The 24737-nt window shown below is 66.6% G+C and carries 19 protein-coding genes; 10 read left to right on the top strand and 9 right to left on the bottom strand.

From position 1 onward, the window contains the following. Positions 1-8: 8 nt before the first annotated feature. On the top strand, positions 9-1352 hold the full coding sequence (locus tag IP92_RS02285) for a TolB-like translocation protein (RefSeq protein ID WP_229418573.1): 1344 nt from the start codon (positions 9-11) through the stop codon (positions 1350-1352). Between the two features lie 59 nt (positions 1353-1411). Here IP92_RS02285 and IP92_RS02280 read toward each other — a convergent pair whose 3' ends face one another. After that, a complete protein-coding gene (locus IP92_RS02280) occupies positions 1412-2035 on the bottom strand; it encodes a 3-keto-disaccharide hydrolase (RefSeq protein ID WP_158206805.1) in 624 nt (207 codons plus the stop codon). Between the two features lie 18 nt (positions 2036-2053). On the opposite strand from IP92_RS02280, the gene IP92_RS02275 reads away from it, so the two are divergent. The 3 genes from IP92_RS02275 (at position 2054) to IP92_RS29815 (ending at position 3852) form a co-directional block, all read left to right on the top strand. Continuing rightward, positions 2054-2977: an alpha/beta hydrolase gene (locus tag IP92_RS02275; RefSeq protein ID WP_145872889.1), complete on the top strand. Its 924-nt coding sequence runs from the start codon at positions 2054-2056 to the stop codon at positions 2975-2977. A gap of 135 nt (positions 2978-3112) precedes the next feature. Beyond that, entirely contained in the window at positions 3113-3718 is a 606-nt protein-coding gene (locus tag IP92_RS02270) for a hypothetical protein (protein ID WP_145872888.1), read from the top strand. After that, entirely contained in the window at positions 3715-3852 is a 138-nt protein-coding gene (locus IP92_RS29815; protein ID WP_158206804.1) for a hypothetical protein, read from the top strand. The genes IP92_RS02270 and IP92_RS29815 overlap by 4 nt, the downstream gene beginning before the upstream one ends. A gap of 46 nt (positions 3853-3898) precedes the next feature. On the opposite strand, the gene IP92_RS02265 is transcribed toward IP92_RS29815, so the two are convergent. The 6 genes from IP92_RS02265 to IP92_RS02240 are packed head-to-tail and all read right to left on the bottom strand — an operon-like array spanning position 3899 to position 13069. Beyond that, on the bottom strand, positions 3899-4237 hold the full coding sequence (locus IP92_RS02265) for an L-rhamnose mutarotase (RefSeq protein WP_199271809.1): 339 nt from the start codon (positions 4235-4237) through the stop codon (positions 3899-3901). Further along, the gene (locus IP92_RS02260; RefSeq protein WP_145872887.1) at positions 4234-5421 is read right to left on the bottom strand and encodes a glycoside hydrolase family 88/105 protein; all 1188 of its coding nucleotides are present in this window, start codon (positions 5419-5421) and stop codon (positions 4234-4236) included. Before IP92_RS02260 ends, IP92_RS02265 begins: the two co-directional genes overlap by 4 nt. Then, a complete protein-coding gene (locus IP92_RS02255; protein ID WP_229418572.1) occupies positions 5418-6842 on the bottom strand; it encodes a glycoside hydrolase family 28 protein in 1425 nt (474 codons plus the stop codon). The genes IP92_RS02260 and IP92_RS02255 overlap by 4 nt, the downstream gene beginning before the upstream one ends. A gap of 11 nt (positions 6843-6853) precedes the next feature. Further along, positions 6854-9589, bottom strand: a complete 2736-nt coding sequence (locus IP92_RS02250) for a glycosyl hydrolase (RefSeq protein WP_145872885.1) — start codon at positions 9587-9589, stop codon at positions 6854-6856. Between the two features lie 4 nt (positions 9590-9593). Continuing rightward, the gene (gene rhaI / locus IP92_RS02245) at positions 9594-10910 is read right to left on the bottom strand and encodes an L-rhamnose catabolism isomerase (RefSeq protein ID WP_145872884.1); all 1317 of its coding nucleotides are present in this window, start codon (positions 10908-10910) and stop codon (positions 9594-9596) included. A 59-nt stretch (positions 10911-10969) separates the two neighbouring features. Next, complete coding sequence (locus IP92_RS02240) at positions 10970-13069, bottom strand: bifunctional rhamnulose-1-phosphate aldolase/short-chain dehydrogenase (RefSeq protein WP_145872883.1); 2100 nt, start codon at positions 13067-13069, stop codon at positions 10970-10972. 291 nt (positions 13070-13360) lie between these two features. On the opposite strand from IP92_RS02240, the gene IP92_RS02235 reads away from it, so the two are divergent. From IP92_RS02235 to IP92_RS02210, 6 genes are read left to right on the top strand one after another with little or no spacing between them, the layout of a single operon-like run. Continuing rightward, on the top strand, positions 13361-14227 hold the full coding sequence (locus IP92_RS02235) for a DeoR/GlpR family DNA-binding transcription regulator (protein ID WP_145872882.1): 867 nt from the start codon (positions 13361-13363) through the stop codon (positions 14225-14227). 56 nt (positions 14228-14283) lie between these two features. Then, the gene (rhaS, locus tag IP92_RS02230) at positions 14284-15252 is read left to right on the top strand and encodes a rhamnose ABC transporter substrate-binding protein (RefSeq protein ID WP_145873285.1); all 969 of its coding nucleotides are present in this window, start codon (positions 14284-14286) and stop codon (positions 15250-15252) included. A gap of 5 nt (positions 15253-15257) precedes the next feature. Next, positions 15258-16808: a sugar ABC transporter ATP-binding protein gene (locus tag IP92_RS02225; protein WP_145872881.1), complete on the top strand. Its 1551-nt coding sequence runs from the start codon at positions 15258-15260 to the stop codon at positions 16806-16808. Continuing rightward, a complete protein-coding gene (locus tag IP92_RS02220; RefSeq protein WP_145872880.1) occupies positions 16805-17806 on the top strand; it encodes an ABC transporter permease in 1002 nt (333 codons plus the stop codon). The genes IP92_RS02225 and IP92_RS02220 overlap by 4 nt, the downstream gene beginning before the upstream one ends. Positions 17807-17811: 5 nt before the next feature. After that, complete coding sequence (locus IP92_RS02215) at positions 17812-18843, top strand: ABC transporter permease (protein ID WP_229418622.1); 1032 nt, start codon at positions 17812-17814, stop codon at positions 18841-18843. After that, the gene (locus IP92_RS02210; RefSeq protein WP_145872879.1) at positions 18840-20243 is read left to right on the top strand and encodes an FGGY-family carbohydrate kinase; all 1404 of its coding nucleotides are present in this window, start codon (positions 18840-18842) and stop codon (positions 20241-20243) included. Before IP92_RS02215 ends, IP92_RS02210 begins: the two co-directional genes overlap by 4 nt. 242 nt (positions 20244-20485) lie before the next feature. Here the strand turns inward: IP92_RS02210 and IP92_RS02205 are convergent, their stop codons facing one another. Together IP92_RS02205 and IP92_RS02200 are read right to left on the bottom strand one after the other, a co-directional pair. Further along, complete coding sequence (locus tag IP92_RS02205) at positions 20486-21505, bottom strand: glycoside hydrolase family 43 protein (RefSeq protein ID WP_145872878.1); 1020 nt, start codon at positions 21503-21505, stop codon at positions 20486-20488. A gap of 1 nt (position 21506) precedes the next feature. Then, a complete protein-coding gene (locus IP92_RS02200) occupies positions 21507-24695 on the bottom strand; it encodes a TonB-dependent receptor (protein ID WP_145872877.1) in 3189 nt (1062 codons plus the stop codon). Between the last annotated feature and the right edge of the window lie 42 nt (positions 24696-24737).

Here is a 24737-nt window from a genome sequence, read left to right as displayed (position 1 = left end):
GCACACCGATGATCATGCCATCCCTGCTGCGCGCCGCCGTGTGCGCGGCGCTATGCTTCACGACTGCCGCCCACGCCGGGATCGGCCAGCGCTTCCCTTCCGAAAGGAAGCTCGTCAAGGACCCCGTGACGGGCACCATGCTGACCTTCCTCACCAGTGAGCCGAAGGGCGACTCGAAGATCTATCCCACGCACCCGCAATGGACGGCCGATGGCCAGTGGCTCGTGTTCCGGTCGAACCGCGTGGCCGGCGAAGCGATGGCCGTCAACGAAGCCAGCGGCGACATCGTGCAAGTCACCGAGGGCGGCTACACGGGCATGCTGAATTTGGCGCGCAAGTCGATGAAGCTGTACTTCATGCGCAAGGGTGCGGCGGATGGCACGCTGCAGATCGTCGAGGTGGACCTGGCCGCCGTGCTGCGCGACAGCGCGGCTGGCAGGATGCAGGCGCCGGCCCGGTATCAGCGCATCGCCGGCACGACGCCGGCGGACCTCGAGGCAGGTGGCGACATGGCGCTGGACGCGGACGAGGAATGGGTCTACTTCCGCATCGGCCGCGCCGCGGCGGCGAAGCACCTGCCGGCGGGAGCGAAGGTCGAAGCGAACTTCGGGCCGCGCAATATGGGCGCAGGGCCGAACGGCATCGCCAGGATGAACGTCAGGACGGGCGAGATCCGGCACGTCGTCTCGGTCGGCTTCCAGATCGGCCACATCCAGGCGAACCTGTGGAATCCGGGCGAGATCGTGTTCTGCTGGGAGACGGGCGGCAAGTCGCCGCAGCGCACGTGGACGGTGCGGGCGGACGGCAGCGGCCTGCGTCCACTGTACCCGGAAGCGCCGTACGAATGGGTCACGCACGAAGCCGTGATCACGAAGGACGAGGTGGCGATGGCGCTGATGGGCCACCGCCCCATTCCCGGCGGCGCCGGTGGCGTGGATGCGCCGGCGACGGGCGTCAACGGCGCCAATCCCGGCCAGGACGCGGCATGGGGTGACGCGGGCACGCGCGAAAAGCCGACGGGCCTGGCCATCGTCAACCTGCGCACGCGGGAGATGACGATCGCGGGCCAGACGCCGTCCGGCAGCGGCCTGTGGCACGTGCACGGCTCGCCCGACGGTCGCTTCGCCGTCGGCGACGACTTCTCGCGCAGCCTGTGGCTGATCGACCGCAAGACGCGCGAGATGCGCATGCTGACGACGGGCCACAAGACCACGGCCGCAGATCACCCTCACCCGACGTTCAACGCGGACGGCACGAAGATCGAGATCCAGTCGGCGATGTTGTCGGCGGACGGGCGGTCGATGAATATCGTTGTGGTGCCGGTGCCGGAGGAGTGGCTGCGGCGGAAGTGACGTACTGCTCAGCTTGTGTCACCGGTGCCTGGCACCAGTGACACGGGCTCAGCAAGAGCTCACAGCTGTTCCAGCGTCACATTGCGCAGCTGGTACGCTGCCCCCTCGAGCTGGAACCCGATCCGCCCCTCGGCCGGCTTCGCCTGCGTCACGCGGTTCTGCGGCACGCCGTTGATCGTCACGTCGATCGTGCCGTCGCGGCAGACGATGTCCGCGCTGTTCCATTCGCCGGCCGGGCGTTCGCTGGCCGGTGCCGTGTGCGCCTTGATCACCGGTTGCGCGCCCGGGGCGCTGGTCGGCGGTTCGGCGAATGTGGCGGCGGCCATCGGCAGCAGGTCGCCGGCCGCACCGTGCTTCGTCTGTACCTGGATGCTGGTCGGCCAGACGCGGTCCATCGGGCCGTCGGCGATGTGCAGCAGCACGCCGCCGTTGCCCGGCTTGTCCGTCCAGCGCCATTCCACGTGCAGGCGGTAGTTGCGGTAGCTGGCCGTCGTCGCCAGGAAGCCGGATGGCTTGCCGGTCGACGTCACCACGCCGTCCGCGCCCAGCGTGAACGCGTCCGTCACCACCGCCGCGGGATCGGTGCGCAGCGTCCAGCCGGTGAAATCATGGCCGATCAGCGCATCCGCGTGAGCGGACGCACACAACGCCAACAGTCCCGTGCACAATATCCTTTTCATCATTCGCCTCGTTCCCATTCAATGAAAAAACCTGTCCTGTCCATGCTGCTCGCCACCACCGTCTCCTGCGCGCTCGCCGCGCCCACCGTCCTGCCGCTGTGGCCCGAAGGTGTTCCAGGCCAGAAGAACATCGGCCCCGAACAGAACTACAACGGCTACATCCAGAACGTCTCCGAACCCACGCTGACGCTCGTCGGGCCGGCCGTCGACCGCCCGAACGGCACCGCCGTCATCGTCGCGCCGGGCGGCGGCTACGTGCGGCTGTCGAACGACCGCGAAGGCACGCAGTATGCCACCTGGCTCAGTACCCTGGGCGTGACGACGTTCGTGCTGAAGTACCGGATGCAGGAATTCGGCCACCCGGCGCCGCTGCAGGACGTGCTGCGCGCCGTGCGGCTGCTGCGCTCGCGCGCGGCCGAATTCCACATCGATCCGAACCGCATCGGCGTGATGGGCAGCTCCGCCGGCGGCCACCTTGCCGCCAGCGCGGGCACGCTGTTCGACCACCCGGCCGGCCGCACCCGCAATGACCTCGACAAGGTCAGCGCCCGGCCCGACTTCCTGATGCTGATGTACCCCGTGATAGCGATGGAGGGGCCGGCCGCGCACATGGGCTCGCGCAAGGCGCTGCTGGGCGAGAAGCCGTCGCCCGAGCTCGTGCAGCTGATGTCGGTCGACAAGCAGGTCACGTCGCGCACCCCGCCCACGCTGTTGATCCACACGCAGGCCGATGCCGCGGTGCCCGTCGAGAACAGTATCCTGTTCTACCAGGCGCTCACCAAGGCCAAGGTGCCCGCCGAGCTGTATGCATTCGAGCAGGGCGGCCACGGCATGGGCATGCGCGACGGCCTGGCCAACGCGTCGATGTGGCCGCGCCGCGCCGAGGAATGGCTGCGCGCGCGGGGCCTGTTGACGCCGTCGGCCAGCGCTCAGCCGCCGAAGTAAGCGGCGCCGCGGCGGACGGGATCGCCGCGGCTTGCGGTAATCGACATCGGGACAGCACATGGTGCGGCACAATGCAAAGCCGGCCGCACCTGCTCTGCCAGCAACGCCAAACCACTCCCGATCTCCAACCGTCCCGTGGCCTCGCTCGATTCGATCTCCCCGTATCTCGATTGGTGGGCACTTGCCGCGTGGCTCGGCATTAACATCCTCGTCCCCGTGCTGCTGCCGCTGCTCGTGCTGTGGCTGTTCAGTATTCCCAACGTGACCGCCACGCTGGCGGCACGCAGCATTATCAAGTCGATCGGCAAGGGCGAACTGTTCTGGGCAGCAATGGGGATGGCGGCATCCACGTGCTACGAGCTGTTCGCGCTGCAAAAGCTCGTCACCAATCCAAACCGCTATGGCATCACCTGGCTGGTTTTCTGGCTCCACCTGGGAGTCATTCTCGGCTCGGCCATCATGGTCGGCGCGGGCTCGCTGAACAATCGCCGTCCCGCCGCGGGCAACCCGCACATACCCGACCGCAAAGTGTTCGTGTCGTCCATCGGCGTGCTGATCTTCACCGTGCTCAGCTATAGCACGACACACGCGGTGCTGAGTGCGCTGGAGGAAGCCATCAAGGTGGAGGCAAAATCCGCTGCGGTGCAGGAAAAAGAGGATAAAATGAAGAGGCTTGCAGATTGCCTTGGCGGCAACGGCAACAGCGTCGACGGCATGAAGTGCCTGGAGGTAATCAAATGACAAATATCGCGACCAAGCTGGAAAACGATCCTGAACTGCGTGACCGCACGGTGACCGTCGTGATGTGGCTGATGGGCATCGGTGCCACGATGTCGATGGTGGGGCTGGCGATCCTCGCCCACCAGATTCTGTGACTGCCGGCGGCACCGTTCGCCCTCCAAGCTTTATCCTCCGCAGTTTTTACCCTTTGAAATAAAACACCTGCCGCAGCGGCCACTCGCGCGGGCGGTTGCGCGGGTCGCCGTCCGGCTCCACCTCCATCAAGTCCGCCATGTAGTCCCACCAGTGCGCCATCACGCTCTGCTTCGGCAGCTCGGCGATCGGCGCGCCGTCGGCGATCTTCAGCACTGCGAACAGCGCGAGCGTTTCCTCGTCCAGGAAGATCGAATAGTCGAAGATGCCCGCGTCGCGCAATGCCTGCGCCAAGTCCGGCCACAGCTCGTCGTGCCGGCGCTTGTATTCGTCCACCGTGCCGGGCTTCAGCTGCATGCGGAACGCCTTCGTCGTATGCGCCATCATCGCACCGCCATCTTCTTCAATTCGGCCGCGGCCAGCATGAAGCCGCCCACGCCATAGTTGTAGCTGGACGAAGGCTGGTAATACGCCGGCTCCGCGCCCGTCTGCTGGATGCCACCCAGGCGCCCGTCCGCGTAGATGTGCTTCAGCAGCCCCGCCCACGCCTTCTCGATCACGGGCCGGTAGGTCTTCTCGTCCAGGTAGCCATTGTTGACGCCATACGCCATGCCGTACACGAACAGCGCCGCGCCGGACGTCTCGGCCAGCGGCCACGCCTGCGGGTCGAGCAGGCCGGCGTGCCACTCGCCGTTCGCATCCTGCAGCGACGCCAGCTTCGCCGACATCTCGCGCAGCTGCTGCACATAGAACGGCCGCTGCGGATCGTCCTTCGGCAGGATCTCCAGCGTGCGTGCCAGGCCCCCCATCACCCAGCCCTCGCCGCGCGACCAGAACACCTTCTTGCCGTTGCCTTCGCGCTTGTCCTTGTAGCCGGCATCGCGTGCGTACAGGTGCTCTTCCTGGTCGTACAGCAGGTCGTAGGTCTTCTTCCACTGCTCGTGCACGTAGTCGAGGTACTTGCGCTCGCCGGTAGCCTGCCACATCTTCAGCCACACCGGAGGAGCCATGAACAGCGCGTCGCACCACCACCACGGCAGGCGCGCGTCGCCCGGGCGCAGCGTATCCAGGTCGACCAGCGTATCCAGGTGCTGGCGCAGCGTGGCGATCTTCTCCGGGCGCGGCTCCTTCAGGTACAGCTCCAGGTACATCTGGCCGATGCTGATGTCATCCGCGTTGGGATACGCCGCACCGCGCAGCGACCAGTTGAAGCCCTTTCCCAGCTTGGCCATCGCGTTGCGGTACTTCGGATCGCCCGTCGCCTCCGACGCAGCCATGAAGCCGGCATAGGCGACGCTGGCCGTCCAGATCTGGTCCGTGTAGGCCATCGTGCGCGCCAGCTGCCAGTCGGCCACCTTGCGCAGCACCTTGTCGATGTCCTTCTTCGTCAGCGCGGCCGACAGGTCCGTCGCCACCGGCCCCGGGTCGGCCGGCGCATCGCCGAACTTGCGCTTGACGTCCTTGTCGACGATCGCCTGCATCGCCGGCGTCGGCTGCGGGTACTGTTCCTGCGCATGCACCGTGCCGCTTGCAACCAGCAGCAGCACGGCCGCTTTCAATAATGGTTTCATGACTTGTCCTGTTCTTCAAAGCTCTTCTTCGACGGGTCTTCCTTCACGGCGCGCGGACGCACCTGCACGGCGGCCGGCGGCAAGCCCCGCACGCCCCTGTCGTCTTCCAGCTGCACGGGTGTGCCCAGCGCCAGCTTCGCATCGGTGAACGTCCAGCCGGCCACGTCGTAGATGTGGCCACCCTGCTTCGCCTCGATGTCGAGGTTGCGCAACGTGAATCGCTGCGCCGGTTTTTCCTTGTAGCTGTCCACCTCGAACGCGGTGCGCGCCCCGCTTGCCTTGATGTTCCAGATGCTCACGTCCGACAGCTGGGCCATCCCCCGCTCGCGCGGCACCGGCGTGGCCAGCACCTTCCAGTGCGGCGGCACGTCCTTCACGTCGTCCGGGATCCTTGCGTAGCTGTAGCTGGGGTTCCAGTTCATCGTGATACGCAGCACCACGGGTGTGCCCTGCATCGTGAAGTCGTGCAGGCGGATGTTCTCGCCGAAGCCGCCGCGCGTGTGCGCCGACTTGAACAGGATGCCGACGGGGACCTTGTCCAGCACCGTGATGTTGTAGGCCTCGATGTTACGGAAGCCGCCGGACGTCTCGCTGCCGAACGTGAAGCCGGCCGCGCCGGAGCGTACGATCGAGTCGCGCACGACGACGTCCTCGGTACTGCGCGCCACCCGCAAGCCATCCGAGTCGCGGCCGGCCTTCATGCACAGCGCATCGTCGTTGACGTCGATGTCGGCGTGCGCCACCAGCACCTTCCTCGACGAGTCGATGTCGATGCCGTCCGTCGACGGGCCCAGGCCATCCTGGTTGTTGCGGATGACGACGCCGTCGATCGTCACGTCTTCCGAGTAGCAGATGTGCACCGTCCAGAAGCCGGCGCGCTTCAACAGCAGGCCGCCACCCAGCTTCACATCCTTCGACTCGAACACCTGGATCAGGCGGGGCCGCTGCGCGTCGTAGTCGGACGCCCAGCGCAAGCCGCGCGGTTCGTACTGCTTGCGCAAGGTCCAGTAGCTGTCCCAGAAGACCTTGCCGTCGCCGTCGATCGTGCCCTCGCCCTCGATCTTCGCGTTCGATTGCCGGTACACGTTCACCAGCGCCGCCGGCCACTTCATCTCGATGCCGGCGATGCGGGTCGGCAGCACGGGGTAGTCCTTGATGTCCTGCGAACCGAGCAGGGTCACGCCCTTGTCGACCCGCAGCGTGACGCCGCTCTTGACGAAGATCGAGCCGGTCAGGTACGTCCCGGCCGGGAACACGACGGTACCGCCCTGCCGCGCGGCCGCATCGATCGCGGCCTGGATCGCCTTCGTGTTCAGCGTCTTGCCATCGGCCTTCGCACCATATCGCGCCACGCTGAAGTCGGCCGCCTGCGCGGCGACCGACAGCAGCATGGCGCCCAGCGCCAGCAGCCATTGCTTCATGGTTTTCCTCCTCATTGCTTGTCTCCCGCCGGTTCGGCCAACAGCTGCACGGGCCCCAGCAAGCCAGACGGCTGCGGTGCGATCAGCTGCGTATCCTGCGGCACGAAGCGCTGGCCGTAGCGGGCCCACAGCAGCCGGTAATCCGGCCGTTCCTGCCCCGCCAGCATGTTCAGCGCCAGGTTCGCCACTTTCACTTCGATGCGGTTGCGGCCCGGCTGCAAGAGCTTAGTCACGTCGACACGGTACGGCGGCGACCACAGGCTGCCGGCGCGCTGGCCGTTGACAAACACGATCGCCGCCTCGCGCACCGGCGGCTCCAGCATCGCGCGCATCCCCGCCGGCACCTTCGGCGCGGACGCCATCGGTTTGCCTGCGCCGAAGTCAAGCAGCACACGGCTGTCCGCCAGTGCGGAGACCTCGACATCCTTCGTGTACGTGACTTCGGCGGACACGAAGCGCGTTGCCGGATCGTCCGTCCACGAACGCAACTCGGCAAAGCGCCGCGGTGCCTGGCCAGGGAACGCTACCTGCCAGTCGCGCGACAGGTCGGCCAGCACCGTGGCTGGGCCGCATGACACGGCCGGGGCGGCGCTCTGCGGCGCATCCGACAACACGAGTACGCGCGACTCGTACGGCGCCAGCCGCAGCGGAAGTGCCGGCGTGACGCTGGCCGCAACGGCGCTGCCGTCCATCGGGCTCCACCACGCCGCATGCTTGCGTGGCGCGCGCAGCACTGCTGTCGTATCGACGGGACGGTTCGACGTATTGGCGATGAAGTAGATGTCGGCATCCGGCAGTTTGCGGCGAATGAAGCCCACGTCGCCCGCCTGCCCTTGCACCTGGAAGTCGGCCGGCACGGCACGCGCCAGCGCGGCGCCCACATCAGCATCGTTCGCAACGAACTGCACGCCCGGCAGCGCGAACAGCGCCTGCGCGGCACGGGTCACTCGCTGCGTCACCTTCTCCGCATCAGCATGACCGGGCGCGAGCGACGGCTTGCTGCCCACGGTGACGATCTTGCCGCCGCCCCGCGCATACGCCTGCAGCTTCTCCAGGACCTCGGGCGCGAGCCGCGTGACATGCGGCAGTACCAGCACCGGATGCTTGACGCCCAGCGCCAGCACGGATTCCGGATCGACGTAATCGAGATTGTGGCCTGCGTCGAGGATCTGCGTCGTCAGCGCTTCGGTCACATAGTGGTCCATCTTCTCGGACACCGACATCTTGCCAGGCCCCATCGACGCATACGCATCGTCGACGGGCAGCAGCACGGCCACGTCGTTGGCCGGCTCGCCCTGGCGCAGCAGCCAGCTGGCGCGGGTCAGGTACGCGTTCACGTCCGGCAACACGTTCCACCACGGCTGGTGGTCGTTGAACACGGCCGCCGCGTAGAACGAATAACCGGGTTCGCGCGCGCCGGGCGGCGTGTACGGCCAGCCGTGGCCGACGAACTGGTTCACGCCCTGCAGCAGCATGCGGTCGGCTTCCACCTTCATGTCCAGCGGGCTGGCGGCGAATGCGGGGGAGTTCAACCACGTCCACGTCTCGGCCGAGATCACGTTCTTGCCGTACAGGTGGCCGGCGGACGTGGCCCAGCGGGTGAACGAGAAGGCGCGGAACTGTGGGCCTTCCCCCTCCGGCAGGTCGACCAGCCGGTTGCTCGACATCGTGACGACGGGCTGGCCATACGTCTGCGAGCGGAAGCGCGTGCCGTGCTTCCTGGCCCAGTCGTTCAGCGGTGTGAGATAGCGCTCGTTGACGAGTTCCGTTTGCGTCAGCGCCCAGTCGTGACGCAGCGCCGCGGCATCCTTGCCCTGCCCAGTGAACGCCGCCGGCAGGTGCGGCAGCAGGTCGTAGCCGCGCCGGCGCTTGAACTCGGCCAGCAGGTCGTCGGTCCAGTCGGTGTTGTACACCTCCAGGCTGTCCGAGAACACGGCGTGCGGCGGCCTGTCGCCAAAGGCTTGCAGCAGCGGCTCGGCGACGGCTTGCAGATGATCGTCGAGCGCCTTGCGGCTCAGGTGGTCCAGCACGAAGCCCTCGGCGCCCAGCGCGGCGCGCTTGACCTGCTGGCCGGTGCGGCTCGCCACGTAGAACACGGCGACCCTGTCCTCGTTCGCCGGCGCGACCGCCATCCGGCCGGCCAGTTCCGTCACGGCCGCCTGGCGCAGCCGGCTTGCATCGAAACTCTTGACGTCCCCGGCACCGACAAAGGTGCCGAGCAGCTTTTCGCCGCTCATGATCGATGGCAGCGCAACGGACGTGGCGCCGGCCGGCAGCGCCGCCACGTGCTGGCGCACACGCCCGGCCGCTTCCTGCGCCGACACGTGCGGCCCGCCGTACGGCCAGCCGCTGGCCAGCGTCATGTCCACGAGCAGGCCGTGTTGATGGGCCTTGTCGTTGACGAAGCGTACCGCGTCGAGGAAATCGGCGGACAGGTAAGGCACGTTGCGGATGCCGCGCGCCGGATCGTCCAGTTCCATCGGGTACACGGGCTGGATCTCGAAGCCGCCGAAGCCGCCCGCCTTCATCGCCAGCATCTCGCGCTCGAGCTGGGGCTTCACCACGGCCGGGCCGAACCACCACCAGCGCACCATCGGCCTGGCGTCGTCCGGCGGTGCGGCAAAACGCGCCGCCACATCGGCCAGGCGCGCCGGGTCCGCGTGGACGGGCAACCCAGCCGTGGCGAGCAGACAGGCGAGTGGAAGCAAGCGGGCCGCGGCCCGCTTGCGCGACGTACGCGCCGTCATGCGCTCAGACGATGCCGCTGCCGCTGACACCCGCCTTGGCCGGGCGGCGTTCGGCCACGCCGTCGCGGTAGCCCGCGGCACGGTAGCAGCCCACCGGATCGGCGGCGCCGCCGTTGCGCACGCGTGCCATCGCCAGGATCGCCGAGACGTCCGTGCGGTACGCGGCCTTCAGCGTTTGCGCAGCCTGCAGCACGTCGTTCGCTTCCTGGTGCGCGCGCAGCGCGTTGCGGTCCACCAGCGCGGCCTGCACGAAGGCGCGCTGCACTTCGACGGCGGACGTCATCAGGCTTTCGATCGGGTCCGTCACGTTGTGCGACTGGTCCAGCATGTAGGCCGGCGCGAAGTCCGAGTCTCCGCCTTTTGCACGCTGTGCCGCGTCGGCCAGCTCGTTAAAGACGAGGAACAGCTGGAACGGGTTGATGCTGCCCGAATCCAGGTCGTCGTCGCCATACTTGCTGTCGTTGAAGTGGAAGCCGCCCAGCTTGCCGAACTGCGCGAGTCGCGCAACGATCATCTCGATGTTGGTGTTCGGCGCGTGGTGGCCCAGGTCGACCAAGCATTTCGCCTTCGGCCCCAGCTCGGTGGCGCAGGCGAAGCTCGTGCCCCAGTCGGCGATCGTCGTCGCGTAGAACGCCGGCTCGAACAGCTTGTGCTCGATGAACATCAGCCAGTCCGCCGGCAGTGCGCCGTAGATGTCGCGCATGCTGTCCAGGTAGCGTTCCAGCGCGCCGCGCAAGTTGTGCTGGCCGGGGAAGTTGGCGCCGTCGCCCACCCATACCGTCAGCGCCTTCGAGCCGAGCGCCTTGCCCAGTTCGATGCAATCGATATTGTGCGCCACGGCCTGTGCGCGCACGGCGCCCGCCGTCGCCGTCAGGCTGCCGTATTTGTAAGAATGGCCCTGGCCCTGCTGGTCCTGGAACGTGTTCGAGTTCACCGCGTCGAAGCCGAGACCATAGCCTTCGGCCAGCTCGCGCAGCGCTTGCGGATCATCCGTGCGGTCCCATGGGAAGTGCAGCGACACGGCCGGGGTGGCGCGGGTCAGCTGGTGGATCACGGCGCAGTCTTCCATCTTCTCGAACACATTGCGCGGTTCGCCGCGGCCCGGGAAGCGGGCGAAGCGGGTGCCGCCCGTGCCAACGCCCCAGCTGGGCACGGCGACGGCAAACGTGCCGGCCAGTGCCGTGAGTTTCTCGATATCGACGCCACGGCGCGCCAGCATGCCGCCCAGCGCCTCGTAGTCCGCTGCCAGCGCCGCCTGCTGCTGCGCGTTGTGCTCGGCCACGCGGCCGGCGTCGATCACCGTGTTCTGTGCTGCAGTCATCTCGTCTCCTTCTTGTGCGGCCGCCCGCCGGGTGGCCGCTTGCCTGAACTTTTTTTATCTTACCGCGTGAAGGCCGCCGCGTTGCCGGCGTCCACGTTCAGCACGTTGCCGGTGCTCTTCGCCGCCTTGTCGCTGGACAGGAAGTACACGGCTTCCGCAATGTCCTCCGGCAGCACCGAGCGCTTCAGCATGCTGCGCTCGCGGTAGAACTCCTCGACATCGTCCGCATCGATCTTGTTCGACTGGGCGCGCTCCTGCTTCCACTTGCCGTCCCAGATGCGCGAGCCGCGGATCACGGCATCCGGATTGACGACGTTGACGCGGATGCCCAGCGGCGCGCCTTCCAGCGCCACGCAGCGCGCCAGGTGGATCTCGGCCGCCTTCGCGGTGCAGTAGGCGGAAGCGCCGGCCGATGCGACCAGGCCGTTCTTCGATGCGACGAACACCATGCTGCCGCCCAGCTGCTGCGTCTTCATCATGCGGAACGCGGCGCGGCTGGCCAGGAAGTAGCCTTTGACGAGGATGTCCTGGTTGCGTTCCCAGATCTCCAGCGTCGTCGCTTCCAGCGGTGCGGACGAGGCGATGCCCGCGTTCGAGATCAGCAGGTCCACGCCGCCGAAGCGCAGCGCGCTTTCGGTGAACACGGCTTCCACCTGCTCTTCGCTGGTGATGTTGCCGGCGATGCTGGCGACATTGTCCTTGCCGGCCACCTTCGCCAGGACGCTTTTCGCTTCGTCGAGCGCTTCCGCATCGATATCGGTCAGCAGCACGCAGGCGCCTTCGGCCAGCAGCTGGCGCGCCACCGCCTGGCCGATGCCGCCGGCGCCGCCGGTGACGACGGCGATGCGGCCGGCCAGGCTTTTCGGCTTCGGCATGCGCTGCAGCTTCGCTTCTTCCAGCAGCCAGTATTCAATGTCGAACGCTTCCTGCTCGGGCAGACCGACGTAGCTGTCGACGCCGTTCGCGCCGCGCATCACGTTGATGGCATTGACGTAGAACTCGCCGGCGATGCGCGCCGTGGCCTTGTCCTTCGCGAACGACAGCATGCCGACGCCGGGGATCAGGTAGATGATCGGATTCGCGTCGCGCACGGCCGGGCTGTTGGCGCGCTTGCAGCGCTCGTAGTAGGCCACGTAGTCGTTGCGGTACTGTTCCAGGCCGGCGTCCAGGCTGGCGGCCAGCGCGTCGAAGTCGGGTTTCGTCGGATCGAAATCAATCACGTACGGGCGAATCTTCGTGCGCAGGAAGTGATCGGGGCAGGATGTGCCCAGCGCGGCCAGGGGTTTCAGATCTTGCGAGCAGACGAATTCCAGCACCGCCTCGCTGTCGTCGAAGTGGCCCAGCTTGAATTCGCTCTTGCTGATCTTCCCGCGCAGCAGCGGCATCAGCTTCGCGGCCAGCGCGGCGCGGTCGGGCGCCGGCAGCGGCGTGACGGCGGCGCCGCCGAACACGGGCTGCTTCACGTTCGCGGCCAGCCATTCCTCGGCGCGCTGAATCATCGCCAACGTCGTCTCGTAGCACGACTTGGCCGTGTCGCCCCACGTGAACAGGCCGTGGCCTTCCAGGATGATGCCCTTCAATTGCGGCTGGCTGGACGACAGCTCTTCCAGCTTCAGGCCCAGGTCGTAGCCGGGGCGCTGCCACGGCAGCCAGCCCAGTTCACCTTCGAAGATCTTCTGCGTCAGCGCCTTCGAATTGGCGCAGGCGGCGATCGCGATCACCGAGTCCGGGTGCATGTGGTCGACATGCTTGCGGGCGATGTAGGCGTGCAGCGGCGTATCGATCGACGCGGCGCGGGGGTTCAGATTGAACGTGCAGTGCGGCAGGTAGGCAACCATCTCGTCTTCGTGTTCCAGGCCGCGGTAGCGCTGCTTCAATGCGCGCAGCTTGTCCATGTACAGCGTCGAGAAGCCATCCAGCTTGATGCTGCCCAGGTCACCGCCCGAGCCTTTCACCCACAGCACCTCGACCTGCTCACCCGACAGCGGGTCTTCCATCATCACCTTCGCCGAGGTATTGCCGCCGCCGAAGTTCGTGATGCGCAGGTCCGAGCCCAGCAGGTTGGAGCGGTAGAGCAGCAGCTCCGGTTCGCTCATCGATGCCGCCTTCGCGTCATCCCACAGCGACGTGATGGGCTGTTTCTGCTTCGATTGGTTCATGTGGTCTCCGTCGTTGATATGCATTGGTTTTGCCATCGTGGCAAGCGGGGATCAGTAGAAATCAGGTGCGGGAGGGGTGTCAATGCACAAGCGATCAACATGATGACCAAGAATGAATTAATCATTTCGATGATCGGAATGCGCAGTAAGCACGACCGTTCGTTGGAAATAATCACAGTTTTGAGCACGAGGTGATTGACCGGTGAATTGCAAACGGGTTAGCCTTCTCGTTAATAAATCGACCACGCCCGGCATCCGCTGCGGAGTAGGATCACATAAGGAGACGACAACATGGTGAATCACAAGCGCCGTAAACGTTTGCTCAAGCTGCTCGCCGAGCACCAGACCGCCAGCGTTCCGCAGCTGGTTGAATGGCTGAGCGCCTCCCCCGCCACCGTGCGCCGCGACATCTCGTGGCTCGCGGCGCGCAACCTGCTGACCCGCACCCGCGGCGGCGCAGCCAACCTGGCCCAGAAGAAGCGCAACATGACGCTGACGAGCGAAACGTTCGAGCACAACATCCAGTGCTTCGCCGACCGCAAGCGCGCCATTGCCCGCTATGCGGCCGGCATGTGCGAGGAAGGCGAGACGATCGTCATCAACGGCGGCACCACGACGTTCATGATGGCCGACTTCCTGGTCGACAAGCACCTGAAGATCCTCACCAATTCGTTCCTGATGGCCGAGCGGCTGCTGCTGTCGTCCGAGAACGAAGTGATCCTCCCCGGCGGCAAGGTGTATCGCGAGCAGAACGTGATCCTGTCGCCGTTCGATAACGACATCACGCAGCACCACTATGCAGCGAAGATGTTCATGAGCGTGTACGGCCTTTCGCTGCTGGGATTGATGGAAGCCGATCCGCTGCTGATCCAGGCCGAGAAACGGCTGATCGGCCAGGCCGAGGAATTGATCGTGCTGGCCGACAGCTCGAAGTTCGCGAAGAAGGCGGGCCTGATCCTGTGCGGCCTCGATCGCGTGTCGTGCGTGATCACCGATACCCATGCATCCGACGCCGCCGTGCAGTTGCTCGAGCAATCCGGCGTGAAGGTCGTGACCGTGGCGCCCGAGCCGGTGCCGACGCCGGTAGCCGCGATGCCGTACACGCACGGCTTCGAGTTCTCGGGTTCCTCGCTGTTCCAGACGGAGGGCGCACATTGAACCGCAAGACCTTTATCGCCGCCACCCTCCTCGCCGCCTTCGGCGCATCGTCACTGATGGCGGGCTGCGGCCAGAAAGCCTCCACCCCGGCCGAAGGCGAAAAGATCCGCATCGCGATGGTCGTGAAAAGCCTCGGCAACGGCTTCTTCGATGCCGCGCATTCGGGTGCCAACGAGGCGGCCGCGCAGCTGAAGAACGTGGAGATCATCTACACGGGGCCGACAACACCATCGGCCGAAGGCCAGATTGAAATCGTCAACTCGCTGATCAGCCAGAAGGTCAATGCGATCGTCATCAGCGCGAACGATCCGAATGCCCTCGTGCCGATCGCGAAGAAGGCGATGCAGCGCGGGATCAAGGTGGTGTCGTTCGACAGCGGCCTGGCGCAGGAAGGCCGGCTGATGCACCTGAACCCGTCGAACGCGGAACTGATCGGCAAGAAGCAGCTGCAGATGGCGGCGGACTCGATCGGCGGCGCCGGCGAGATCGCGATCCTGTCCGCATCGGCCCAGGCGACGAACCAGAACATCTGGATCGACGTGATGAAGGATGCGCTGCAAAAACCTGAATTCGCGAAGCTGAAGCTGGTGGCCACCGTGTACGGCGACGACCAGTCCGACAAGAGCTACCGCGAAGCGATCGGCCTGTTGCGCAGCTACCCGAACCTGAAAGCGATCATCGCACCGACGACGGTGGGCATCGTGGCGGCAGCGAAGGCCGTCGTCGACGAGAACCTGGTGGGCAAGGTGTACGTGACGGGCCTCGGCCTGCCGTCCGAGATGGCCGGCCACGTGAAGAGCGGCGCCGTGAAGGAGTTCGCGATCTGGAACCCGATCGACCTGGGCTACGCTGCCACGTTCGCGGCCTACGACTTCGTCAAGGGCGTGCCCGACGCGAAGGCGGGCGGCAAGTTCAACGCAGGCCGGATGGGCGCGATCGCGATCGACGGCAACGGCGAGGCCGCGATGGCCGAACCGTTCCTGTACAACGCCGGCAACGTCGACAAATTCGCCAAGATCTTCTGACAGCCATGCAAGCGAAACCAGACACACTCGCCGGGCACGCCAGCCCGGCGGGCGAGAGCGTGCTGCGCCTGGAAGGCATCTGCAAGCGCTTCGCCGGCATCACGGCATTGAACAACGTGGCGCTGACGGTGCGGGCCGGCGAAGTGATGGCCCTGCTGGGCGAGAACGGCGCCGGCAAGTCCACGCTCGTGAAGACGCTGACCGGCATCTACCAGCCGGACGAAGGCGCGATCTTCCTGGATGGCCAGCGCGTGACGTTCACCGATGCACAGGATGCGATGCGTGCGGGCGTGACGGCCGTGCACCAGGAAAGCGTGATGTTCGACGAGCTGACGGTGGCCGAGAACATCTACGTGGGCCGCCAGCCCGCCAGGGGCGGCCGCATCGACTGGCGCCGCATCGAGCGCGAAGCCGAGCAGCTGTTCGCCCGCCTCGAAGTGCCGCTGCCGGTGCGCACCAAGGTGAAGGATTTATCGGTGGCGCAGCGCCACTTCGTCGAGATCGCGCGCGCGCTGTCGCAGGACGCGCGCGTGGTGATCCTGGACGAGCCGACGGCCGCGCTGTCGCAGCGCGAGATCGCCGAGCTGTATCGCATCATCCGCCAGCTGAAGGAAGCCGGCACCGCCGTCATCTTCATTTCCCATAAATTCGACGAGATCTATGCCGTGGCGGACCGCTACACGGTGCTGCGCGACGGCCAGTACATCGCCGACGGCCGGCTGGCCGACATCAGCGAAGGCGAGCTGGTGTCGCTGATGGTGGGCCGCGCCGTGCACGAGGCGTATCCGAAGGCGCACGTCGTGCCCGGCCCCGTGCTGCTGGAGGTGGACAACTTCTGCCACCCGACCGAGTTCGACGGCGTATCGTTCAAGCTGAGGAAGGGCGAGATCCTGGGCTTCTACGGCCTGGTGGGGGCTGGCCGCTCGGAAGTGATGCAGGCACTGTTCGGCCTGACAAAGCAGAGCGCCGGCAACGTGAAGATCGACGGCCGCGCAGTCGCCATCGGCTGTGCCGCCGACGCGATCGCGCACGGCATCGCCTACGTGCCGGAAGACCGCCAGCACCAGGGCGCGCACCTGTCGCTGCCGATCCTGCACAATGCCACGCTGGCCATCCTGGACCACCTGGGCTTCTTCCTGCGCGGCAGGCGTGCCCGCAAGGAAGCGCTGGCGGTGGCCCGGCTGTACAGCGAACAGCTGGAGCTGAAGGCGCACCACCTGTGCCAGAACGTGTCCGAACTCTCGGGCGGCAACCAGCAGAAGGTCGTGCTGGGGAAATGGCTGGCAACGAATCCCAAAGTGATCATCCTGGACGAGCCCACGAAGGGCATCGACATCGGTTCGAAGGCGGCCGTGCACCGCTTCATCGGCGAGCTGGTGAAGCAGGGGCTGTCGGTGATACTCGTGTCGTCCGAACTGCCGGAGGTGCTGGGGCTGTCGGACCGCATCGTCGTGATGCACCAGGGCCGCGTCGAACGCGAATTCGCGCGCTGCGAGGCGACCCCGGAGAACGTCTGCGCGGCAGCATCCGGGGCCGTGCTGGAGGAGGCGGCATGAAGCTGCGAATTAATCTCGTGCGTCGCGAAAGCCTGCTTGCGCTGTCCATCGTGGCCCTCGTGCTGCTGGTCGGCCTGCGCGCACCGGTATTCGTCACGGGTGCCAGTCTCGCCAACCTGCTGACGGACAGCACGCTCCTGATCATGCTGGCGCTGGCGCAGATGCTGGTGATCGTCACGCGCGGCGTGGACCTGTCGGTCGCGTCGAACCTGGCGTTGTCGGGCATGGCGGCGGCGATGCTCGCATCGCATAACCCTGACCTGCCGTTGGCCGTCGTCGTGCTGGTCGCGGCCGGCCTGGGCCTCGTGCTGGGGCTCGTCAACGGCTACCTGATCGGCTACCTGGAACTGCCGGCGATCGTCGTCACACTGGGCACGATGAGCGTGTACCGCGGCATGGTGTTCGTGCTGTCCGGCGGCGCGTGGGTGTCGTCGCACCAGATGCCGAAGGACTTCATCGCGTTTCCTTTGCTACGCCTGGCCGGCGTCACGCACCTCGTGTGGATCGCGGCGCTGGCCGTGCTGGCCGCGTGGTACCTGGCGAGTCACAGCCGCTTCGGCCGCGACCTGTACGCGATCGGCAATGCGCCGTCGTCGGCCCGCTACGTCGGCATCCCGATGGCACGGCGGTTGCTGTGGACTTACGGGCTGTCCGGCCTGATGGCGGGCCTGTGCGGCTACCTGTGGGTGGCGCGCTACGCGGTGGCGTACACGGAGATCGCGTATGGCTTCGAATTCACCGTGATCGCCGCCTGCGTCATCGGCGGCATCAGCATCGCCGGCGGCACCGGCACCGTCGCGGGCGCCGTGCTGGGCGGCCTGTTCCTCGCCGTGATCGGCAATGCGCTGCCGGTGGTGAAGGTATCGCCGTTCTGGCAAAGCGCGCTGACGGGCCTCGTGATCCTGGCCGCAGTGTTGATCAACGCCCGCGACCGCAAGCACGGTGGCCGGCAGATCCTGCCGTTGCACCTGACTGATACTCCCCGGAGCGCCGCTTGAACATCATGACGATGACCGCCACCAATCCCACGACCGGCCGTACTTCCGCCACGACCTCGCGTTACACGATCCTCGACCGCCCGCGCCTGCAGGTGCGTACGGTGCTGGGCAAGTGGGAAACCCTGCTTGCGCTGCTGTTCGTCGTCGCGTTTCTCACCAACGGCCTGCTGCTGCCGACGTTCCTCGATCCGTACAACCTGGCGGACGGCACGTTCAACTTCAGCGAGAAGGCGCTGATCGCGCTGCCGATGGCGCTGCTGATCATCTGCCGCGAGATCGACATCTCGGTGGCCGGCACCCTCGCGCTGTCGTCGGTCGCGATGGGCCTTGCGAAAGGAGCGGGCTTCCCGCCTGCTTCGCTGCTGTTCGTCGCGCTGGCGACAGGCACCTTGTGCGGCACGCTGAACGGCGTGCTGGTGACGCGCTTCGGCCTGCCGGCGATCGTCGTCACGATCGGCACCGTGTCGCTGTTCCGCGGGCTGGCGTCCGTCGTCCTCGGCGACAAGGCGTTCACCGGCTACCCGCAGCTGATGTCGGACTGGGGGCAAGGTTATTTCTTCGACGTGATCCCCCGTGAATTCGTCGTGCTGCTCGTGTTCGCGGCGCTGTTCGCGTTCGTGCTGCATGCCACCCGCTGGGGCCGGCGAATCTACGCGATCGGCAACAACCCGGTCGCGGCACGCTTCTCCGGCATCGAGGTGGACCGCTACCGCCTCGTGCTGTTCATGCTGACGGGTGCGATGGCCGGCCTGGCCGCGTTCCTGCTGACGGGCCGCATCGGCAGCACGCGGCCGAACATCGCGATGGGCTGGGAGCTGGAAGTGATCACGATGGTGATCCTGGGCGGCGTATCGATCGCCGGCGGCGCGGGCACGATCGGCGGCGTGATGCTGGCGGTGCTGACGCTCGGCACGGTGACGTACGGGCTGTCGCTGGCGAACATCCCCGGCATCTACATGACGATCGTGATCGGCCTGCTGCTGCTCGTGACAATCGCCCTGCCTCGGCTGCTGCGCGGGAAGAAGGTGGCCAAGTGACGGCCGGCGAAGGCACGCACGATGCGGTCATCGTCCTCGACATCGGCAAGACCAACGTCAAGCTGGTGCTGATCGACGCGCAAGGCCAGCAGCTGGCCGAGCGCCGCAAGGCCAACACGGTGCTGCGCTCGGGACCCTATCCGCATCACGACACGGACGCCATCTGGGAATGGATGCTGGAGACGATCGCTCGCTTCGCAACGATCGCCACGGTCGGCGCGATCGTCCCCGTGACGCACGGCGCGACGGCCGCGCTGGTGGACGAGCATGGCCTCGTGCTGCCGGTGCTCGACTACGAATACGAGCCGCCGGCGCAGCAGCGCGCGCAATACCTGACGCAGCGCGCGCCGTATGCGTCGACATACTCGCCTGCCCTGCCCGCTGGACTGAACCTGGGGCGGCAGCTGGCGTGGCTGGCTGCGGTCTTCCCCGCCGACTTCGCGCGCACGCGGCACATCCTGATGTATCCGCAGTACTGGGCGTGGCGCCTCTCCGGCGTGGCGGCGGGCGAAGTGACGTCGCTGGGCTGTCACACGGACCTGTGGCAGCCGGCGCGCCAGCAGTATTCGGCGCTCGTCGAGCGGATGGGCTGGCATACCTTGATGCCGCCGCTGTTCAACGCGTGGGACACGCTGGGGCCCGTGCTGCCGGCGCTTGCGCAGCGTACCGGCCTGCCGGCGCACTGCCGCATCGTGTGCGGTATCCATGACAGCAATGCCTCGCTGCTGCGGCACCTGAATGTGACGGGCGATGCAGCGGGCGATGCAGCGGCAGGCCCTGCGACCGCCGTGCTGTCGACCGGCACGTGGGTCATCGCCGCGTTGCCCGGCGGCGCGCTGGACGGCTTGCGCGAAGAGGCGGACATGCTGGCCAATTGCAGCGCGCTGGGCCAGCCGGTGCCGTGCATCCGCTTCATGGGCGGGCGCGAATTCGCCGCGCTGGCCGGCGCCGAGCCGGCTGCCTGCGGCGTGGCCGACCTGCAGCAGCTGATCGACCAGGGCACGTTCGCGCTGCCCGCGTTCGCCGACGCCGGCGGCCCGTTCTCAGGCCGCACCGGCTCCGTCATCGGCCCGCCGCTGCCCGGCGACACCGAGCGCACCGCGCTGGCCACGCTGTACTGCGCGCTGATGAGCGACTACTGCCTGACGCAGCTGGGCGCGCAGGGCGACGTCGTCGTCGAAGGCAGCTTCACGAACAACCCGCACTTCGCCCCGCTGCTGGCCGCGCTGCGCCCCGGCGCCACGGTCTCCACGACGGACGACGCGAGCGGCACCACCTGCGGCGGCTGGATGCTGGCCCACTGGGGCGAGCCCCCCACCGCCACGGCCCGCCCCGCCACCCCGCTGCCCCTGCGCGGCTGGCCCGCCTACCGCGACCGCTGGCTCGATCTGTTGCGTTAACCGCACAGGGGACTGTCCCTCATTTCAGGAAATATTTCCTGTTTCGAGGGACAGTCCCTCCCCCTTTCCGCACATCACGGGCTTGCGCCTCTGCCTCTGAGAGAAATCGCGCCGCGTTGCGCCAGCACGACAACACTGCCGGTTTTGTGGCGCCCCAACCACGGGGGACTGTCCCTCGTTTTTGGAAATATTTCCTGTTTTGAGGGACAGTCCCCGAATTTCGGAAATGTTATGGTGGGGAATCAGGGCTTGTCGGCCACCGGGATGCCGAAGTCCGGGGTGCCGTCGGGGCGCCACGTGATCGGTTGGGCGCGGGTGTGGCGGTTCGGGTCGCGCAGCGGATCGCCGACGATGTCGCGGTAGTTGCGGGCGTGGTAGACGAGGATGTCGGTCTTGCCGTCCGGCGTCGTCGTGAAGGAGTTGTGGCCGGGGCCGTACTGGCCGTTCGCGGCGCTCGTCGCGAACACCGGTTGTGCGGACTTCGTCCATGCGGCGCGGTCGAGCAGGTTCGCGTCGGCGCGCGCCGTCAGCATGCCCAGCGCGTAGTTCGCGTCCGTCGCGGATGCCGAGTACGTGAGGAACACGCGGCCGTTCTTCACCAGCACGGCCGGCGCTTCGTTGACGGCGTACTTGACGCGCTCCCACCCGTACTCCGGTTCCGTCAGCAAGGTGGCAGGGCCGGCCAGCGACAGCGGCGTCGCCATCTTCGCGATGTAGATGTTGGTCTGGTGCTGGTCGCCCTCGGGCGGGCGCTGCGTCCACACCAGGTAGCGCTGGCCGTTCAGCGCGAACGTCGTCGCGTCCAGCGAGAACGATTCCCAGCCCGTCTTCAGCTGGCCGCGCTCCAGCCAAGGGCCGCGCAGCGGGTCGTCGGAGCCACATTCGAGCACGTACAGCCGGATGTCCCAGATCGCATCGGCGCGGCCGGCCGTGAAGTACAGGTACCACTTGCCGTCGATGCGGTGCAGCTCGGGCGCCCAGATGTGCGCGCCCATCTCGCCTTGCGCGTGCTTGCGCCAGACGACGTTCGCATCGGCCTTGCCCAGGTCGTCCAGCGAGCGCGCGCGGCGCACTTCGATGCGGTCATACTCCGGCACGGTGGCCGTGAAGTAGTACCAGCCGTCCGGCTGCAAGGTCACGTGCGGGTCGGCCCGTTGCGTGACGAGGGGGTTGTGGAATGCCGGCTGCGCGCACGCGACGCCGCAAACGAAAAAAAACGCGGGCACGACGCCCGCGGCACAGGAGAACAGGTTGAGGCGCATGTCAGTTCTTCAGTGAGATGCTCAGATAGTAACGCCGGCCAGGATACGCCAATTCGTTCACGCGGAACAGGTCGCCCGCATCCGTCGTCTCCGCCTGGTCCGTCAGGTTCTTGCCTTCCAGGGAGATCGTGACGTGATCGTTCCAGCGATACTGCAGCTTCGCATCGAGGTAGCCGGTCTTCTCGGTGAAGTTCGGATTGCCCGATACGTCGTTGCCGCCCGTGTAGTAGCGGTCGCGGTAGTTGTACGCGATGCGGCCGTTGATCGGCCCGCGGTCGTACCACAGCGCCACGTTGTAGCTGTTCTTCGACAGGCCCGGATACGGCAGCACCGAATTGTCCAGCGGGTTCAGGCGCTCCGTGCCCGGCGCGTACTTGTACGTCATGCGGGTGTAGTTGGCATCGCCGCCAAAGCCGCCCAGCCAGCCGGGCAGGAAGGTGAATGCGGTACGCGCGGTGATCTCCACGCCCTTCGTCGTGGCGCCCTTGCCGTTCGTCGGCCCCGTCACGTCCCACTTGCCGCCGTCGTGGAAGATGTCGACGTTCTTCGTGACGACCTTCTCCAGGATATAGCTGGAGATATCCTTGCGGAACAGGCCCACCGACACCTGCGTATCCTTGCCGGGATAGTATTCGAACGACAGGTCCTTGTTGGTGGCGCGGAACGGCTTCAGGTCCGGGTTGCCGGCCGTGCAGTCGTCGGTATTGTCGCCGCCGAACAGCTGGTTGCCGCTGTTGAGGGTACAGGTGGCGTTCGGCGCCAGCAGGTCGATCTTCGGCCGCGCCATCACCTTGCCCCAGCCCACGCGCACGAGGAACGTGTCCGGCACAAGCCACATCAGCGCGTTCGCGCTCGGCAGCACGTCGTGGTACGAGCTTTCCACCGACGTGACGCCGTTGGACACCGTGTAATCGTTATAGCTCGAGCTGCCCAGCGACGATGAGACGCGGACCTTGTTCGCGTACAGGCCGCTCGCCCGGCTGCGGGTATGCGTGTAGCGCACGCCGATATTGCCGTCGATGGTGTAGTCGCCGATGTCCGTATTCCAGTCCAGGCGCACGTACGCGGCGCGCACACGCTCCTCGGCCGCGTAGGCGGGAATCTGCGGATACGTCTTGCCGTCGCTGCCCGGTGCGTTGGTCACGTAATCGTGGTTGAAGTGCGACGTGTCGAACGAAGGCGCGGCGGCCGCATAGTTCGGCGAGATCCAGCTGCTCGGCAGGTTGCTCACATCGCCATAGCCGCTGAAGAACGAGCCGGGCGAGCGCGACGTGATCGCGTTGACGAGCGCCTGCATGCCGGCGGCCGTCGTATAGGTCGTGGCATAACTGCTGTTGACGAAGCCGAATGTCTCCGGTGCGCGCGGCGCGCCATTCCACAGCGGGTCGTAGACGATCGTCTGGTTGACGTTCGCGCTCTTCACGTTGACGTCGTCGGCAGTGCTGGCGAGGTTGCTGCCGTTGCTCGCCAGGTAGCCGCCGCCGTTGTATTGCTTCGCGGTCGCCTTGGTGGCCTGGCCGCCGAACCACAGCTTCGAGAAGAAGGGCGTGTCGAGGCGGTACCTCAAGTCCAGCTTGCCCTGGTCTTCCGTGTTCTTCGTTTCGCTCGGACGGTATTGCAACTGCACCTGCACGTAGGAGCGCGGATCGTCCGGCGAATACGCCGCCGGGAACGCGAAGTGCGGCAGGCCCTGGCTATCCAGCGACACCTTCAGGCCCGGCGCATTCTGCGTCATGACGATGTTGTTGCTCTCGCTGCTGTAGTCCGACGAGGATTTGCCCAGCAGGCCTTCCACTTCCAGGCGGTCGCGCTTGAAGTTGAAGCCGGCCGTCTTGTACTTCGACCGGATTTCCAGGGCGAAGTCGCGCGCCGACGTGCTGAACGCGCCCTGTCCGCCCTGCCCGCCCGCATACAGGCAGTTGCCGACCGTGTATTCGGTGACGTAGTGGTTCGCCACCGTCACGCCCGCCGGCGTGGCCGACGTGGTGACGGGTGCGCAGGTGCCCGCGGTCGTCACGACGCCCGCGGGGCTGTACACCGGTGCGTTGCCGGCGTTGGCCAGGCGCGTGACGGCGGTGAAGTCCGTGCCGTAGTTGCGGTCGTTCAGGCGCTGGTCCTGCTTGTTGTCCTGGTAGCTCACATACGCCGTGAAGCCCTTCTGGATTTCATACTGCGCCGTCAGCTCGGCGGACGAGCGCTTGTGGTCGCGCGTCCAGATGCCGTAGCGCGGCGTGCCCGGCGAATAGTCGTACCACTGCTTCTGGCAATCGGTCTTCGCGGTACCGGACAGCGCATCGCAGCCGCCGACCGTGCCGATCGCCGCCAGTGCCGGGTCCTTGCTGACGACCGTCTTCTCAGCCGAGTAATCCCAGTCGCGCAGGAAGCGCCACGAAGTGTTACGGGCGTAGTCGTTCTGCGTGTAGACCTTGTCGTACACGAGGTTGGCCATCAGGCCCAGCTTGTTGTTGAAGAATTTGTCGGCCAGGAGCAGCGACACGCGGGGCTGCACGCCGCCGCGGCTCGTCGAATGTTCGCCGGAGATCGTCGTGGCCACCGTGGGTTTCGTGAAGTCGAGCGGCTTGCGGGTCTTGATGATGACGCTGCCGCCCACGCCCCCTTCGGTCATGTCGGCCGTGACGCCCTTGATCACGTCGATCGACGAGATCAGCTCGGACGCCAGCTCGCGCAGCTCGGCGCCGCGGCCCGCGCCGCCGGTGGTCGACAGCACCGACATGCCGTTGATCTCGACCCGGTTCAGGTCCGGCTCGACGCCGCGGATCGACACTTGCGAACCTTCGCCGAAGGAGCGCGACAGCTGCACGCCGGTGATGCGCGACAGCGCCTCGCCCACGTTCTTGTCCGGGAACTGGTTGATGTCCTCGGCCACGAGCGAGTCGGAGATCGTGGAGTTGCGGATCTTGCGGTCGATCGCGGAAGCGACCGACTTGCGCGTGCCCACCACCATCACCACGTTGCTCTCGGAGACACCGTCCGCGCGGCCCTGCCGCTTGTGTTCCGCGGCGGGTTGCGCGGCCTGCGCCTGTTCCGGCGCGGCGGCCGTGTCTTCCGGCGCCGCCTGCTGCGCGAATGCGGCGTTCGCGGCCAGCATCGATGCGGCGATCGCCAGCGCGGTCCTGCGGTTCAGGCGTGCGGGGGCCCGCACCTTGTTCGAGTGCTTCGTCACGTTCATCTCCTCCGAATGACGGCCCTAGAAGGCCTGTACTGATGGACC

Source organism: Pseudoduganella flava, from assembly GCF_007830495.1.
Taxonomy (GTDB): domain Bacteria; phylum Pseudomonadota; class Gammaproteobacteria; order Burkholderiales; family Burkholderiaceae_D; genus Rugamonas; species Rugamonas flava.
Note: the sequence above shows the minus strand (reverse complement) of the source record. Positions and strands in the feature narration are given on the sequence as shown.

Coding starts and splice junctions, on each gene's coding strand:
- IP92_RS02285 (WP_229418573.1), top strand. CDS start 9: ATGATCATGCCATCCCTGCTGCGCGCCGCCGTGTGCGCGGCGCTATGC.
- IP92_RS02280 (WP_158206805.1), bottom strand. CDS start 2,035: ATGATGAAAAGGATATTGTGCACGGGACTGTTGGCGTTGTGTGCGTCC.
- IP92_RS02275 (WP_145872889.1), top strand. CDS start 2,054: ATGAAAAAACCTGTCCTGTCCATGCTGCTCGCCACCACCGTCTCCTGC.
- IP92_RS29815 (WP_158206804.1), top strand. CDS start 3,715: ATGACAAATATCGCGACCAAGCTGGAAAACGATCCTGAACTGCGTGAC.
- IP92_RS02265 (WP_199271809.1), bottom strand. CDS start 4,237: ATGATGGCGCATACGACGAAGGCGTTCCGCATGCAGCTGAAGCCCGGC.
- IP92_RS02260 (WP_145872887.1), bottom strand. CDS start 5,421: ATGAAACCATTATTGAAAGCGGCCGTGCTGCTGCTGGTTGCAAGCGGC.
- IP92_RS02255 (WP_229418572.1), bottom strand. CDS start 6,842: ATGAAGCAATGGCTGCTGGCGCTGGGCGCCATGCTGCTGTCGGTCGCC.
- IP92_RS02250 (WP_145872885.1), bottom strand. CDS start 9,589: ATGACGGCGCGTACGTCGCGCAAGCGGGCCGCGGCCCGCTTGCTTCCA.
- rhaI (WP_145872884.1), bottom strand. CDS start 10,910: ATGACTGCAGCACAGAACACGGTGATCGACGCCGGCCGCGTGGCCGAG.
- IP92_RS02240 (WP_145872883.1), bottom strand. CDS start 13,069: ATGAACCAATCGAAGCAGAAACAGCCCATCACGTCGCTGTGGGATGAC.
- IP92_RS02235 (WP_145872882.1), top strand. CDS start 13,361: ATGGTGAATCACAAGCGCCGTAAACGTTTGCTCAAGCTGCTCGCCGAG.
- rhaS (WP_145873285.1), top strand. CDS start 14,284: ATGGCGGGCTGCGGCCAGAAAGCCTCCACCCCGGCCGAAGGCGAAAAG.
- IP92_RS02225 (WP_145872881.1), top strand. CDS start 15,258: ATGCAAGCGAAACCAGACACACTCGCCGGGCACGCCAGCCCGGCGGGC.
- IP92_RS02220 (WP_145872880.1), top strand. CDS start 16,805: ATGAAGCTGCGAATTAATCTCGTGCGTCGCGAAAGCCTGCTTGCGCTG.
- IP92_RS02215 (WP_229418622.1), top strand. CDS start 17,812: ATGACGATGACCGCCACCAATCCCACGACCGGCCGTACTTCCGCCACG.
- IP92_RS02205 (WP_145872878.1), bottom strand. CDS start 21,505: ATGCGCCTCAACCTGTTCTCCTGTGCCGCGGGCGTCGTGCCCGCGTTT.
- IP92_RS02200 (WP_145872877.1), bottom strand. CDS start 24,695: ATGAACGTGACGAAGCACTCGAACAAGGTGCGGGCCCCCGCACGCCTG.